The following is a 14,275-nucleotide window of genomic DNA, read 5'->3' as shown; positions in this document are numbered from 1 at the left end:
TGAGATGAGTCGTCGAGTGCTTCTGTCGGCAGTGACGCTTGGAGTTGCGGCCGTCGCTTTTGCTCAGCCTGCAGCCGCGGGCGCGATTGCAGTCGACAATTCATTTGGAGCGTATTGCCTCAGTGACTAACGTGATCTGGCCCGTCCCGCCAAATGGACCAAATGGAACTTACATATTCTCGATTTTCCAAGACTTCGGGCCTCGCCCGTTGGAGCTCTCTCCCATCCACAACGGTCTAGATTTTTCTGGGTACGGGTCGAACAGTACTGGCGTTCCGATTGTCGCAGTTGCCGCCGGAACAGTCGTCGGTCGAGTCTTTGATTCGGCCCTTGGAAATACAGTTCGGCTGCAGCACGACGGCTATGAGAGCAGGTACTGCCACATGGTCGCGCCCAGCCCTCTCAGCGCCGGGGCGAATGCCGCCCAGGGAACCGTCGTTGGCGCTATTGGGAACACGGGCAGTGCGACTACCGGAGCGCACCTACACCTGGACATCTTTGTGGGCGGCGTACGAATTGATCCTCAAGCATTCATCAGAGCGAGACTCAACAATGATCCGCCTGCAACCGCACCACATTTGGAGGATGACATGTATCTCATAGACACAATCGAAGGCGGAATCTTCTTGGTGACCTCACGGGGCAAAGTCCAGTTGCAGTCTCAGGCCCACGTCACGCTCCTCGAACGCCTATTGACGAGCACGCCCACCTCTCGCACCCGGTTTTACGCCTCCGAACTCGACGTCATACGTTATTACATCATGAGCGTGGCATAGGTTTACGGGCTCGTTTTGATCTAGGGCTGAGGCGGTTCGACGCCGATCATACGTTCGATGGAATCGATCGTCGGATTGTTCTTGCGCTCCGACTCGACGGCCGCGCGAGTTGGCTGGCGATCGCTGACCTGGTCGGCGCCTCGATCGCGACCGTTGCCGGGCGCGGACAGGTACCGATCTCGTCTGACCTCGTCAAGGCGACGGACTAGAACACCCGCTTTCCGTCGCTCGTGACCGGGGGCTACGACATCATGGCGGAGCGTCATCAACGGACGCGCGACCCAGTACCCGCACCTCATCGAAGAGCTTCAGTCGATCCGCGGTGTCGCACGTTGGCGCAGCGAGCACCCCGCACGGGTTGAGCGAGGGTCCGAGTGACGACGGCACCATCCAGGTCCCGCATGCCTGCGACCCGTCGCACTTTGACGCCGCGGACCGGAGCATTGTGCTGACCGCACGGCGGGGCGGAAATTGAGAGCCGCCCGCACAGCTGAGGCGACAAGCGCCGCTGGAGCAGTAGCACTCTGGCGGGGCGCTTACTCGGCGATGCCCGCGACGCTGCCGGTGAGCTGGTCGCCGGCCGCGTCGTACACCAGGCAGGCGACCTCACGGTCGGCGCCCAATTCCCAGCTGTCTCGGGTCGGGGTGTACGGGAAGTAGTCCAGGCGCGACGAGTCGTAGTCGAGCCCGACGAATCCCTGGAATTCGTCGTAGCAGATGGTGTCGGCCTGGGTCGCGATCTCGTCGTCGCCGGGGTATTCGTCGCCCGCGAGATCCTGGGTCAGGTAGACCTCGTTGTCGTGCGGGTCTGCACAGGGCACAACGGCGACCGTGGTCACCTCGGTGTCGGCGGCCGCATCGTCGTTGGTGCAGTCGCCCACGGCCAGTGCAAAGACGTCCGCCGACTCATTGGCCTCGGCGACCTCGCCGGTGTCGTCGCGCTCGATGGGCGTCGGCACCGAACAGGCGCTCAGGCTGAACGAGAGCGCTATCGCGGCCAGAGGGAGCAGCATCAGGCGGGTGTGGAGGCGGGGAGTGTTCATGTCAGCGGTTCCTCTGTCGCGAGCGGGTCGTCATGGCTAATTCTCAGCATTCCACATTTCTGTGTATCCGAGGGTGACTCAGTCCGGCGGGTGGCCCCGCCCCGCGGCATCCGCTCAGGAGTGTCCGCTCGGAGGTGTCAGCTCAGGGGTGTCAGCTCATCCAGGCGATGCCGAAGCTTGCGCAGACGACGGACACCGTGACTCCACCCGTGACGATCGCGGCGTAGGCCAGGGGATGCGCCAGCAGCGTCCATTGCTCGGGCCGCGCAATCATGGCTTTCGCGTCGCGCAGGGTGGCGCAGGATGCGAGCTGGGCGCCACGTCCGTCGGTGACCTCGTAGTGACCCTCGCGAAACTCGACAAAGCCGGCGAAGTCGCCGCCGCGCGAGGCGACCCAGAGCTTCGCCTCGGGGGATGCCCAGCGCAGCTCGGGAAGGTCGGGGGACTGCGCCGCCGCCGCACGGTACTTCGCGAGCGGGTGCTTTATCAGCGGCTGCGTGGCGGTCATGGCGAGTCCTCTTCGATGTGGATGGTTCAGGAGTTGCGGTGGGGGACAGCGAGTTGTGCTGAGGGTTCAAGACTCGCGGTGTTCGTCCGCGTTCACATCGTTCATAAGGATGATTCACCTCTAGTTCGTTGGTCGTAGAGGAGGCGGAGTTCGCTCGTGGGTCGCCGACCGGTCAGTTGTCGATGGTGCTGAGATTTCGCGCGCGCCGAGCGGGCTGTCCCGACGCGTTTTCGCGGTTTTACCGCCCACGACTGCCCTGTCGGCGGGGCGGATTCTCGACAAGTCGCCGGTCGACGACACACTTTGTCGGCGAGTGGCCGGTCGATAGCCCGCGGGCGTCGGGACGGGTACCCGAGGCGGAGTCGTGGATGTCGGGCGGCGAGAGTTTTCGCCCCCGCCCCACCCAAGTAGCCTCTTGTCTCAGTTCCATGCCGCCGTGAACTGGTCCGCAATGACAAGTGCGGACACTACGTCTTCTAGTCGGCGGCTGATGTGAGTGACCGGACCCACCTTTCGGCTTCTGCGAGGTCGGAGTGCGCGATACCGTGTCCGCCTTCTCGTGACAGCAGGGCGACCTCGGCGCCGCGTGCCGTGGCGGTCGCGACGAGCGTCTGGACACTCGCTGTGGGTGCCATCGGGTCGGCAGTGCCGTTGAGAAGCAGAATCCGAGAGGAGGGGAGATCGAGGGGCAGGGCTCGCGTGCCGAACGGATACATACCGGAGAACGCGACGATGGACGGGATGCGATCTGGATGAAGCATCCCCAGCGCGAGTGCCATGTTGGCGCCGTTCGAGAAACCCGTGGCAACAATCGGCATTCCGGTCAGGCCGTATTCATTGACGCTCCAGTCGATGAAAGCGGCGAGCTCGTGGGCGCGGTAGATCACGTCGTCGACGTCGAAGACCCCCTCGGATGCGCGGCGGAACCAGCGGCCGGCTCCGTTTTCAGAAACTCTCCCGCGAGGAGCGAGCACAGCTGCTCCCGGTGCTATCCGCTGGGCAAGCGCGGTGATCTCTTCCTCATTTCCCCCTGTCCCGTGAAGAGCAAGGACGACGAAACCGGCGCCCGGTCGGTAGATGTGCGGCCATTCGCTAGGGGCGACGTGCGCCTGAGACGCGTTCACAGGGAAGGGGTGAGGTCGGGGTTGTTCTCCCGCGGGAGTGCAATCGGCAGCAGAGAGGCCTCGATCTGCTGGCGGCTCGGCTGGAGCCACGGGGGAAGCTGCAGGCTGCGGCCGAGTTCGAGGAGGGGCTCGTCGATGTCGAAGCCGGGTGTGTCGGTCGCGATTTCGAACAGGACTCCGCCGGGCTCACGGAAGTAGATGGATGTGAAGTAGTCGCGGTCGAGAATCTCGGTGACCGCATACCCCTGATCGATGAGCTGCGCGCGCCAGAGCTGTTGTGTTTCGCGGTCTGGAACTCGGAAGGCGATGTGGTGCACGGTACCGCCTGCCGTCAGGCCCTGGTCGGCGTAGGGGTCGGCGATGACGTCAACGATGTGTCCTGCTCCGCCGGGCCCTGCGGCGAAGCGCTGCCGGTCCTTCGTCTCGGAAATCAGGTGAAGGCCGAGGTCCTGAGTCAGGGTCCGGGCTGTGCCGGCGGGGTCGTTGACCGTGAGCACGGAGGAGTGTTGGCCGCGGACTGCGTATTCAGCGGGGACGGAGGCAGAATCCCACGGGGCTCGCGGGTCGGTGACGCTGGAGGCAACCAGGTCGAGCTGCAAGCCGTCCGGGTCGCGGAGGCTCAGCCGCTCTTCTTCGGAGGATTCCGTGGTGATGGCGGAGTCGACGCCGATGGCGGCAAAGTGCTGCTTCCACCAGCCAAGACTGTTGGCGGGGACGGAGAACGCGGTGGTGGTCGACTGGCCGGCTCCGATCCGGCCCTGGTGCACGCCAGCCCAAGGGAAGAAGGTCATCAGGGATCCTGGGCTACCGGCTTCGTCGCCGTAGTACAGGTGGTAGGTGCCCGGGCTGTCGAAATTGACGGTCCTTTTGACCAAGCGGAGGCCGAGTCCGGTGATGTAGAAGTCGATGTTGCGTTGGGGCGCGCCGCCGATGGCGGTGACGTGATGAAGCCCCGAGGTCTCTGCAGGCATGGTGCCTCTTTCTTGTCGTTGTGTTTGCGATTATCTATGCAAACGCATCTAAACGGGTTTTATTCCTGCTCGTATTCTCGGATTGGTGTGCCGGCCCAGGCGGCGCGCAGGATGGTCTCTATCGCCGCGGTGTCGACACGGCGCGGATTCGAGGCGGGGACTGTCGGGATGATGAGGCGGGCCGCCTCGGGGATGTCCGACTCATTGAACCCGATGTCGCGCAGTGATCGGGGTGCGTCGAGTTCGGTGTAAAGGTCCTCCAGCCCTCTCACCGCGGTCCGTGAGTCGAGCGCCTCCGCGATTCGTGCGCCAGCACCGGGAGCCGCCGACGCGTTGAACGCGGTCACGTGGGGGAGGAGAACTGCGTGCGTTTGTGCGTGGGCGAGGCCGTACGCGCCACCGAGCACATGACAAATCTTGTGGTGAAGGCCGGAGCCGGCAGAGGTGAACGAGACAGCGGCAAGGTAGGCCCCCATCAAGGTCTGTTCCCGACCGGCCAGGGACGCTGGATCGGCGCTGATGGTGCGCAGTCCCGCAGCCAGAAGACGGATGGCTTCTGAGGCCAGGGTCGCGTTGAGAGGATCCGCACCCGGGGCCCACAAAGCGTCAATGCCATGAGCGACCGCGTTGAGGCCGGAGGCAATCGACAGCGCGCGCGGCAGTCGAAGGAAGAGCTCGGCGTCGTACACGACCGTGGAGGGCAGCACGCCGTCGTCCACCCCCGTGGTCTTGCGCGAATCTGCCGTCAGCCCCCAGACGTTCGTCGCCTCGGATCCGGCGTATGTCGTCGGCACCGCGAGAATCGGGACGCGCGTCGTCATGGCGATTGCTTTGGCCAGCCCGGTCGCTGATCCACCTCCGACCGAGACGATGAGATCGATATCGTCGGCGGCCGCCGCGTCCCGCGCGCGGTCGGCGAGCTCCGTCGGTACGTGCTGCGCGACCTCGGTCCACCTCCGGACGACAGCCGAATCGGCTGTAAGTACGGCAGCCAACCGCGCATCCCGTTCCGAAGACACCACCATGACGCGGCTCGCTCCGGCTGACGCGTCTGCGATATTTGCCCGCGCACTCCCGGAACCGAACAGCACCCGCTGGCCGAGGGTGCGATGGTCGAAGGAAGAAATCATCTGAATCCCGATTCAAGTATGGGCGCGACGCTACATGGTCCAGCGGTAGCTGTATTCTATGCATACGCATGGAAATGCCATGCTGTTTGGAAGTAATGATGACAACCACTTACAAAGTCGGCTACCTAGTTGGCAGCCTGTCCTCCGTGTCGATTAATCGTCGCCTTGCATTGGCACTGGAACGCCTGGCCCCCGCGCGAAACCTTGAGCTCGTCGAGATTCCGATCGCTCCGCTGCCCTTCTATAGTGCTGACTACGATGCCGACTACCCGACGGAGGCACGCGAGTTCAAGTCCGCGCTCGAGTCTGTTGACGCCGTGCTCCTTGTCACCCCGGAATACAACCGCTCCGTTCCCGGCGTACTAAAGAACGCGCTGGACTTTGCCAGCCGTCCCTGGGGACAAAACTCGTTCGCCGGCAAACCCAGCGCCGTCATCGGCACCTCAATCGGACCCATCGGAACAGCTGTCGCCCAGCAGCACCTGCGCAGCATCCTCTCCTTCCTCGCCTCGCCAGAGATGTCCCAGCCTGAGGCCTACATCCAGACGACCGACGGCCTGATCAGCCCCGACGGCGAGGTGACCAGCGAACGTACCGCGGAGTTCCTCGGTTCTTGGCTTGAGGCCTTCCACACTCACATTGCGAAGTCTCTGGCGCCCGTTTCCTAACCTTTCAAGCGCCCGCTCCACCGAGACAAGACAATCGTAGATCGAGCGTTACGCAACGAGCGTCGCCCGTCACCCGTCGCCCGTCACCCGTCACCCGTCGAGGGACGGGCGACGGGCGATTCTCAGTGGCGGTGTGATTTGTAGCGCTCGAAGAAATTCCACATCAGGTTGCTGGCGCTGATCTCCTGCGTGGTCACTCCAGAGTTCGGAAAGGCAGCGGCGTTGCCGCCGGGCCAAGTGTGCCCGCCGCCGGCCACGACGTACTGCAACACGGCCGCGTGCTGCTTGCAACCGCGGTGGGTTACCACGGTGACGCTCGCACTGACTCGCGTCTCCTTCGCCGTTTTGCACCCGTTAATTTCGGCCCACCGCTCCGAGGCAGCGAGTGCGCCGTAGCCCCAGTAGGGCGCGCCTCCGCCGTCGAACGGGTTGGTCGGGTCTGCGGTTCCGTTAAACGTGATCACCGGCACCCCTTTACGCGGTGCACAGGTGGCGGGGTCGGGCACCAGCCCGGCGGCCGTGGTGAGAGCAGCTCCGGCGCGCAGACCGGCGACGGGTGCGATCGCTGCGACGAGTTCGGGATGTTCGCAGGCAAACTGGCTCACTAGCCGGCCACCGCCGGAATACCCTGCGGCGTACACCCGGCTTGCGTCAACACACCCGTCATCCGTGAGTGTCGCGATGAGGTCGGCCAGGAAGGTCACGTCGTCGGGTGCGCCAGCGACATCGGTTGCAGTGAAGGGAACGTTCCAGGAGAACCCGGCAGGCAGCGGAATTGCACCCTGCGGGGCAGCGACGATGAACCCCTCCTGCTCCGCTGTTTTATCAAGCTGCGACCGTGTCAGTTGCTCGGTGGGTGTGCTGTTGCTGCCGTGCAGATCGAGGACGAGGGGCAAGGCGGCCGAACGCTTGCCCGTTGTGGGAACATGCACAACTACCGTGCGATCCAATCCGCCCGATTGCACCGTGATTGTTGAGCGCCCGGGAGCGAGCTCACACTGGGATCGGCCGCCGTGGGGATTGGACCCACCTCCCGGTGTCGCACTCGCGGGCGCCGCGGCGGCGAGCGACGCGACCGCCAGCAGTGCGGCAAGGCCAAGGGCGGCTCCATTGCGGGACATAGCTACATTGCGGAACATAGTTCCTCTTCTCTTCATTGAGACGAAATCGGTACGACGACCCTAGCTCGCATTAATGTGACATGGGCGACTCAGTGCTCGCCCGCGAACTGGCTTGGCCAGCGGGGGATGACGACGACCATGGTGGTGCCCTGCCCGACGACGCTCTCTACGGTGACGGTGGCGTTGTGCGCCTCGAGGATGGAGCGGGTCACGGTCAGTCCCAGTCCAGCGCCGGGGATCGCGCCGACCTTGGCGGAGGGGGCGCGGAAGAACTGCTCGAAGACGTGAGCCTGGTCCTCTGTGCTGATCCCCACGCCGGTGTCGACGACGGCGATGACTGCGACCGAGTCATCCACCTCAAGCGTCACGGTGACGGAGTCGCCCCGGCGCGAGAACTTGATCGCGTTTGAGAGGAGGTTGTCGACCACGCGCGCGATGGCCACGGCGTCGACGACGGCGAGCGGGGGAGTGACGTACGAGGCGTCTGCCGGGGTGTAGCTGAGGGCGATCCCCGCCGCGGCGGCCTCAGCGCTGCGTTTGTGCGCGGTGGACCCGACCAGCACGGCGAGGTTGACCTCCCGCCGCTGCACGGCACTCTGCACCTTCACGTCGAGCAGGTCGGAGATCATGCCGAGCAGTCGCCGGGCGTTGCGCTCGATGACTTCGATCTCCATCTCGATGCCCAGCGCCGGCGCGTCGATCAAGTCGAGGTAACCGAGGATTGAGGTGAGCGGGGTGCGTAGCTCGTGCGAGGTACTGCTGACGAAGTCATCCCGCACCCTCACGGCCTCGATCAGGTTGGTGACGTCGTACACGACCGCAACGGTGCCGCCGTGGAGTTCACTTCCCTCGCCGAGCGGAGTGGCAGTGGTGACCACGGCGCGCTGGTTGCCCGGAGCGCCGATCCAGTAGACCGTGTCGGTCGAAAGTTTCTTCGCGAGCTCGAAAACCGTGGTGACGCCGGGCATCGGCACGGGCGTGGTGCGGTCGGGGCGGTACAGCAGCAGCTTGTCGGGGTCGACGGCCGAGCCATCGAGCGGAAACCGGGCGAGGTCGCTCATCGTGCCGGCGAAGTCGTTCGCGAGCGAAAGTTTGCCGTGCGCATCGAAGAGCACGATCGCCGCCGTGATCGAATCGAGCACCGTGCGCATGGTCGTTTCGCGGCGCTCCGAGGCGACCAGCGCACTCTGCAGCTCGGAGGCCAGCTCCTCGGTGCGCAACTGGCGAGAGCGCAGGCGACTGTTGTTGATGCGCACCGCGACCGCGATGGCCATCAACAGGCCGGGCTTGAGAATGAGGACGATCCAGTCGTACAGCGACTCCGGCGGTGTGTGGGCGAGCAACGGATACAGAACCGCGATCTCGAGGCCAACAAAACCCGCGATCATTACCGGCAGAGGCGTGAGCAGGGCAAGCCAGATCACCGGAGCCACAACAAACAGACCCACGTCGGGATGCTGCTCGGCCGCGGCTCCCCGAATAAAGATGACGGCAACAACGTCGAGAAGGGGGATGATGCTGAGCCAGCCAGACGGGATGCGCTGCCACTGCGCCACCACCGCGGCAACGGTCGCGACGGCCGTAATGCCGAGTCCAACCGCAAACTCGGGGTCGGCGAGGATCGGCGATGCATCCGCGCGGAAGATCCAGATGAGCGCGGCCATGGCACCGGCAAAGGGCAGCTGGGCGAAGAACAGCGCGGCCAGACGGTGTCTCGGGGCGACCACGTCGACGTAGTCGCGGATTTCGCGTTCGAGATCGGGCACAGCGCGGTCCCTTTCCCCCAGTGCGCAGCTAAGCGCTCACAAGGAGATTCAACCACGGGATGAATGGCCGGGCCGCACGGGTCGAATGGCGGCGGAGCGGGGTTGAACGGTTGTGGGAGCCCTGCTGGCGGGTTTCGGCGAGTTCCATTGCGAAATTCAACCGGCGTTGACCGGCCGTTTGCCTGTGGTTCAGTGCCGCCGCCTTACGCTCCGCTAGGCCTCCCAAATGCCGAGATTTCATCGTTATCAATTTGTGATGTGGGTGAAACAATTTCGACTTGCCCGGCAACTCGGAGGCAATAAGGTTTCCCCGGGACGCGAAAGAGGGGCCGCGCCCACGGCAATCGGGGGACTGGCAGCGCTATGCGCGGCCGTGAGGGTACGCGACGGGGACGGTCGTTGTACCCTCCCGCCGTACCCCGTTTAGGTCAGGAATTGGAACACGATGTCTCTGCGCGACAAACTGCTTCCCCCGCGAGACGGTCACGGTCGCCCCGGTGGGGTGCCGCCCGCGATCACGGAACGATTCGGAAACCCGAAGGCGCGTCCCAAGGTCGTGCAGGTCTACAACCCTCGCATCGGCTGGAGCGCGCTCGAGAAGCGGGTGCCGCTGACGCAGGAGCTCGTTTCTGAGCTGCGTGCGTCCGGCGCGACCATGGTCGACGCCCGCTGGCGCTCGCATCGGCACCGCATCGCGCTGCTCCAGCTGAACCTCGCGCCGGGGGAGAGCTAACGCAGGATGCCGTCCTCGGCGGCCCGACGCACCAGCTCGGCCCGTGTGCCGGCCGGACGTTCGACCTTCGCGTATTTTTCCCGCACTCGCCGGATGTACGTCTTCGCGGTTTCGTACTGCACGTCCATCCTGACGGCCACTTCGGCGAGGCTCAGGCCGCTCGAATACAGCGCGAGCGCCTGCCCCTCACCGACGCTGAGTTTCGGCGCTTGCGTGCGTAGGGCCACCGAGGTGCTCGAGGTGCCCGAGGCGCCCGCCGCGCCCGCCGCGCCCGCCGCGCCCGCGGCGCCGGAGGTGCGCGCGGCAGTCTCGCCGTCGATGAACACCTCAAGCGGCGCAAGGCCCATGATCCGCCGGGCGACTCCGATGATCTCCGGCATCGGCAGGTCTTTTGCAAGGAAGGCGGATGCCCCGGCGCCCAGCGACCGTGCGCGCGTCTGACGGGTGTCCAAACCGCTGATCACGATGACCTTCGCACCGGCAGCGCGGCAGGTTCGCACCCGCGACTCGATCGACACGCCTTCCTTGAGCTGGTAGTCGAGAAACACCAGGTCGCCGGGGAAGCTCGGGGAACAGACAAACTCCGCCCAACTGCTCTGCGCGAGCACCACCTCGAACCCGAGGGCGTGGTTCGTGATCCAGCTACTCATGCTGTCGACGAGCAGACGGTGATCGTCAAGGAGGGACAGCCGCACCAAGGTCAGCGCGTCATCGGTGGGCATAGCTGAACTTTACCGTCAGGCCGCGCGAAGAAAATTCGGCGGTCAGCCCGGTGACGGCGGCGCGCAGCTCGGCGAGGAACGGGTCATAGCGGGCGTGCTCGGGCCCACGGGCGCTGCGGGTGCCTCGGGGACGCCCGGGGCTTCGGCCGCTGCGTGCGCTGCGGGTACTGCGAGTGCCGCGGGGGCTCCACCGAGACCTGGTGTGCCCGAACCCGACCGCGATCGTGGCGAAGCTCGCTTCGTCGTCCCCGCGGAGGGCGATCGAGAGCTCGGCTGTGGACGGATCATCCATCACGCACATGATCAGCGCGTGCAGGGCAGTGCGTTGCGCGCGGTCCATCCGGGAGGCCAGGCCGTCGGGGTCGTCGACGCGCGGGCTGCTCCCGGCGAGGGTGGCCGGCGGCGCGAGGGCGGTCTGCAGCCAGGTGCGGTCGACGTCGGCGACCAGGCCGCTGCGGATGCGCGCGGCGATGGCCCGGGCCCGCGTCCGATGGTCGGCGGTGATGTTTTCTTGGTACAGGATGTCGCTGAGCAGCGGTGTCACGTCCGGCGCGAGTTCACGGGCTCGTTCGAGGTGCACGGCGCGGTAGATCCCCGCCCTGGCCAACTCGGACTCCGCTGCGATAGTGCCGTCGCGCTCCTGCCGCCAGGCGAGGAATCCGCGCACGGTGCCGGCGGAGTGGCGGGCGGCTCCGTAGCCACAGGCGAGCACCGGGAGCACCGCGGAAAGCACCAGCAGGAGGGTGAGCGCGGTCCCTCCGTTACCGGTCGGCGCGGCCTGGGCGCCGAGGAAGGTGAAGCTGGCGATCACGACGGCCGACGCGGTGCCCAGCAGCGCGAGTTCTCGTGCCGGGCGGTAGGGGCTGAGGGCGATGAGGAAGAGCCCGAGGCATCCCGCAATCGAGGCGTCCCAGGGTGTGCGCGCCGTTCCCCACGCGGCGATCAGGTCGACGAGAAACGCGGAAAGCGCGAGCAGGTGCACGGTGGCGTGCTCGCGCCGGGTGAAGGGCGCGAGCGACGGGGCGCTGGCGACCACGATGATCACGGCGGCGCCGAGCAGCAATCCGAGGGTGAGGAGCTGCAGGGCAAGTGCATCGCGCTCCGCGTGAACCTGCGCGATCTCCAGCGCCGCCCAGATCACTGCCACCACGCACAGCACCACTGCGGGAATGCGGGCGCCGACGGATGCTGCGGGGTCAAGTTGTTGCTGCGTGCGCTCCGGAGTGTGCGCGGGGTGCACGGCGTTCACGGCGCGCTCGGAGTTCGCGGGGTTAACGGTGTGGGCGGGGTTCGCGGGGTTCACGGTGTCCCGGCATCGAACGGGAGCCGCAGGATCACCGAGGTGCCCGCGCCGGGGCTGGACCACACCGTTACAGTGCCGTGCGTGGCCTCGATGCGAGCGCGGACGGAGTTCTTGATTCCCAGGCGGTCGTTCGGGACCTCGGCCGGCGCGAAGCCCGTGCCGGCGTCGATCACGAGAACAACAAGAGTGGCCTCACTCGCATCGATGGCGACCTCGGCCTCGGCGACGCCCGAGTGCTGCGCCACGTTGGCGAGGCACTCGGCGACGGCCAGCCCGAGCGCGGCCGCAGCATCGGGGTCGAGCATTGCCACCGGACCCGGGTCGCCGGTGCGCAGCACGGTCAGACCCTGCGCCCGTGCAGCCTGGATCGCGCCGAACAGCGGCGTTCGCTGCCAGGCCCCGGCTTCGCTGGGCGCGGGTCGGGCGCCATCGCCGACGCTACTGTCGCGGAGGCTGCTGTGGCCGCTGTCGGTGAAGCCGCTGTCGCCGAGGCTGCCAGCGCCGAGGCCGACATCGCTGACGCGACTGTCGCGGGTGCCACCCCCGGCGAGGACAGTGAGCGCAGCGACGTCACGTTCAAGCTGGTCGGACAGAGCCGCGCTCGGCTGTCCCGTCGGCGTGGTGGCAATCACTGCGAGGTGGTTGAGGATCGTGTCGTGCGTCAGCGCCGATGCCTCCACTTCGGCGCGACGCCGGATCGCGGCGAGATGCTCCGCCCGCTCGGCCGCGCGAAGTCTTGGTTGCACGCGCGAGTCCCCGCGGCGGGCGAGCCAGTGCAGCGCCAGCACCACCGTGACTCCGAGGAATATCAGCACAGGCGCGAGCGGAAGCCGCGTGGCTCCGCGCGCTTCGACCAGGGCCACTAACGCCGCACTTTGCGCGACCGCGAATCCCGCCGCGCACCAGCGGAACCCGGAAGCTGCTCCAGCGCCGGACCCGCCCACCAGGATGAGCGCCGCGGTCGGCAGGGCGACGACGAACTCGTCCGACAGGATCGTCGCGTCGATCTGGTCTGCGAGCGTGTAGATGAACACGTACGCCGCGGCGCCGCCTGCCGCCAGGTGGAGGAGGGTGAGGAGCAGCGTGCGCCACCGGTCCAGCAGCGCGAGGGTGGTGAGCATCGCGGTCGCTGCGACGAACGCGGGCCACAGTGTGGCATCGGGATCGGCTGCCTGCAGGGTGACTGCGGCCACGAGGCATCCCGCTATCAAAATAAACGCCGGGGCGTGGAGAGTTTTCGCGAGAATGTGGCTGACCGCGCGGGGCGTGAGGTGGGCCGGGAGCTCGGGCGACATCGCTGCTTGCCTCCCAACCTCTACCCCTATATGGGGGCTCACGGATTCTATCCCGACGAGGTATGGTGAACGCGTCTCAGCTTTGGTTGCGTGCGTTTTGTTCGCGAGTACCTTGCTCGCGAGTGCACCTCGCTGATGTCAACTGAAAGTGATCGCGGACAGCCATGGGGGGCTGGCGCCGGGGTGTCTCCGTGCGCGTCTCCTAGGGTGCTGCCCTTCTGTGAGATGACGGATATAGGTTCATGACGAGCACCAAGACCGATATTGGGGAAACTTTGCGCCCGCGTCGAGAACGAACGAGATCAGCCGTCCTGCCCGAGAACTTCCTCATGAAGTTCGGCAGCCCGCGTGCGCGACCTCGCCTGGTGCAGGCTTACGACCCGAAGACCGGCTGGAGCACGGATCGCAAGAAGGCCCCGCTCACCGTCGATCTCCTCAGCGAACTCCGTTCGGCTGGCATCACGCTGGTCGAGGCGAAGTGGCGCAGTCATCGCCGCCAGATAAACCTGTCCACCCTGGACTTCTGGAACCAGGTTTAGGCGCAGGAACCCCGTCCGTAGGCTGCCTCAGTGCTCGTGCTGAGCTCGCCGCGGCACAGTCGGCCGGCGTTGTGCGGTTGTGAGTGTGAGTTGAGAGTTCGGGTTGTGAGTTCGTAGCTCGTAGCTCGTAGCTCGTAGCTCGTAGCTCGTAGCTCGTGGCTCCCGAGTTGCGAGATACAGCTTGCGGCCCTCGGCTCGCTCGCTTGCGACGAGTGCATGGCTGATTCCCTAGACGTTCGGAAACGAACGAATGAAGCCCCGGCCCCCCTAGGCCGGGGCTTCTTTTACTCCGTACGCGGGTGTGGCTTGCGGTGGGGTGCCACGTTTTGTCGGGTGCGCTGGCGCGGGTGGCAGTGGGTTGCGGCGAAGTGCCTCGTTTTGTCTGGTGAGCTGGCCTGGCTGGCCGTGCGTTGTGGTGAGGTGTCGCGTTTTGTCGTTTTGGACGCGCGAAGTGCCAGATTTGGTCGTTCGGTCGTCGATACGGAACATGTCAACCTGTTTGAGGGATTAGGCGGCGGTTTGTGTTTCGGTTTGAGTGGGGTAATTGATCCACGATTCAGCATTGACCGTTGATGC

The 14,275-nt window shown here is 65.7% G+C and carries 15 protein-coding genes and 1 pseudogene; 6 read left to right on the top strand and 10 right to left on the bottom strand.

Features of this window, described 5'->3' with window-relative positions:
* Positions 1 to 122: 122 nt before the first annotated feature.
* From B0I08_RS18335 to B0I08_RS18330, 3 genes and pseudogenes are all read left to right on the top strand, one after another.
* Positions 123 to 512 (top strand): annotated as a pseudogene (locus B0I08_RS18335) (M23 family metallopeptidase); the annotation flags it as partial.
* A 78-nt stretch (positions 513 to 590) separates the two neighbouring features.
* Positions 591 to 776, top strand: a complete 186-nt coding sequence (locus B0I08_RS18120; RefSeq protein WP_245884870.1) for a hypothetical protein — start codon at positions 591 to 593, stop codon at positions 774 to 776.
* Entirely contained in the window at positions 692 to 985 is a 294-nt protein-coding gene (locus B0I08_RS18330; RefSeq protein WP_146134469.1) for an AsnC family protein, read from the top strand. The genes B0I08_RS18120 and B0I08_RS18330 overlap by 85 nt, the downstream gene beginning before the upstream one ends.
* A gap of 327 nt (positions 986 to 1,312) precedes the next feature.
* Here B0I08_RS18330 and B0I08_RS16710 read toward each other — a convergent pair whose 3' ends face one another.
* The 5 genes from B0I08_RS16710 to B0I08_RS16690 all read right to left on the bottom strand — a co-directional run bounded on the left by B0I08_RS16710 (position 1,313) and on the right by B0I08_RS16690 (position 5,552).
* Positions 1,313 to 1,819 carry a septum formation family protein gene (locus B0I08_RS16710; protein ID WP_106214947.1) on the bottom strand — a complete coding sequence of 169 codons (507 nt, stop codon included), beginning with the start codon at positions 1,817 to 1,819 and terminating at the stop codon, positions 1,313 to 1,315.
* 151 nt (positions 1,820 to 1,970) lie between these two features.
* Positions 1,971 to 2,327, bottom strand: a complete 357-nt coding sequence (locus B0I08_RS16705) for a hypothetical protein (RefSeq protein WP_106214945.1) — start codon at positions 2,325 to 2,327, stop codon at positions 1,971 to 1,973.
* A 476-nt stretch (positions 2,328 to 2,803) separates the two neighbouring features.
* Positions 2,804 to 3,451, bottom strand: a complete 648-nt coding sequence (locus B0I08_RS16700; protein WP_106214943.1) for an alpha/beta hydrolase — start codon at positions 3,449 to 3,451, stop codon at positions 2,804 to 2,806.
* Entirely contained in the window at positions 3,448 to 4,422 is a 975-nt protein-coding gene (locus B0I08_RS16695) for a ring-cleaving dioxygenase (protein ID WP_106214941.1), read from the bottom strand. Before B0I08_RS16695 ends, B0I08_RS16700 begins: the two co-directional genes overlap by 4 nt.
* Positions 4,423 to 4,481: 59 nt before the next feature.
* Complete coding sequence (locus B0I08_RS16690; RefSeq protein WP_106214939.1) at positions 4,482 to 5,552, bottom strand: maleylacetate reductase; 1,071 nt, start codon at positions 5,550 to 5,552, stop codon at positions 4,482 to 4,484.
* 98 nt (positions 5,553 to 5,650) lie between these two features.
* Here B0I08_RS16690 and B0I08_RS16685 point away from each other — a divergent pair, with 98 nt between their 5' ends.
* Positions 5,651 to 6,220 (top strand): NADPH-dependent FMN reductase, encoded by a 570-nt coding sequence (locus tag B0I08_RS16685; RefSeq protein WP_106214937.1) that lies wholly within the window; start codon positions 5,651 to 5,653, stop codon positions 6,218 to 6,220.
* A gap of 122 nt (positions 6,221 to 6,342) precedes the next feature.
* On the opposite strand, the gene B0I08_RS16680 is transcribed toward B0I08_RS16685, so the two are convergent.
* Together B0I08_RS16680 and B0I08_RS16675 are read right to left on the bottom strand one after the other, a co-directional pair.
* The gene (locus B0I08_RS16680; protein WP_181243463.1) at positions 6,343 to 7,341 is read right to left on the bottom strand and encodes an extracellular catalytic domain type 1 short-chain-length polyhydroxyalkanoate depolymerase; all 999 of its coding nucleotides are present in this window, start codon (positions 7,339 to 7,341) and stop codon (positions 6,343 to 6,345) included.
* Positions 7,342 to 7,430: 89 nt separating this feature from the next.
* Positions 7,431 to 9,107 carry a sensor histidine kinase gene (locus tag B0I08_RS16675; RefSeq protein ID WP_106214934.1) on the bottom strand — a complete coding sequence of 559 codons (1,677 nt, stop codon included), beginning with the start codon at positions 9,105 to 9,107 and terminating at the stop codon, positions 7,431 to 7,433.
* A 445-nt stretch (positions 9,108 to 9,552) separates the two neighbouring features.
* Here B0I08_RS16675 and B0I08_RS16670 point away from each other — a divergent pair, with 445 nt between their 5' ends.
* The gene (locus tag B0I08_RS16670) at positions 9,553 to 9,840 is read left to right on the top strand and encodes a hypothetical protein (RefSeq protein ID WP_106214932.1); all 288 of its coding nucleotides are present in this window, start codon (positions 9,553 to 9,555) and stop codon (positions 9,838 to 9,840) included.
* Here the strand turns inward: B0I08_RS16670 and B0I08_RS16665 are convergent.
* The 3 genes from B0I08_RS16665 to B0I08_RS16655 are packed head-to-tail and all read right to left on the bottom strand — an operon-like array spanning position 9,837 to position 13,160.
* A complete protein-coding gene (locus B0I08_RS16665) occupies positions 9,837 to 10,562 on the bottom strand; it encodes a response regulator (protein WP_106214930.1) in 726 nt (241 codons plus the stop codon). The two genes, B0I08_RS16670 and B0I08_RS16665, sit on opposite strands and share 4 nt — an antisense overlap.
* A complete protein-coding gene (locus tag B0I08_RS16660) occupies positions 10,549 to 11,928 on the bottom strand; it encodes a hypothetical protein (protein WP_146134461.1) in 1,380 nt (459 codons plus the stop codon). Before B0I08_RS16660 ends, B0I08_RS16665 begins: the two co-directional genes overlap by 14 nt.
* The gene (locus B0I08_RS16655) at positions 11,862 to 13,160 is read right to left on the bottom strand and encodes a sensor histidine kinase (protein ID WP_106214926.1); all 1,299 of its coding nucleotides are present in this window, start codon (positions 13,158 to 13,160) and stop codon (positions 11,862 to 11,864) included. Before B0I08_RS16655 ends, B0I08_RS16660 begins: the two co-directional genes overlap by 67 nt.
* Before the next feature lie 242 nt (positions 13,161 to 13,402).
* Here B0I08_RS16655 and B0I08_RS16650 point away from each other — a divergent pair, with 242 nt between their 5' ends.
* Entirely contained in the window at positions 13,403 to 13,699 is a 297-nt protein-coding gene (locus tag B0I08_RS16650; protein WP_106214924.1) for a hypothetical protein, read from the top strand.
* Positions 13,700 to 14,275 lie beyond the last annotated feature (576 nt).

This window comes from Glaciihabitans tibetensis (assembly GCF_003003265.1).
Lineage (GTDB): Bacteria > Actinomycetota > Actinomycetes > Actinomycetales > Microbacteriaceae > Glaciihabitans > Glaciihabitans tibetensis.
This window is presented reverse-complemented; position numbering and strand designations above follow the sequence as displayed.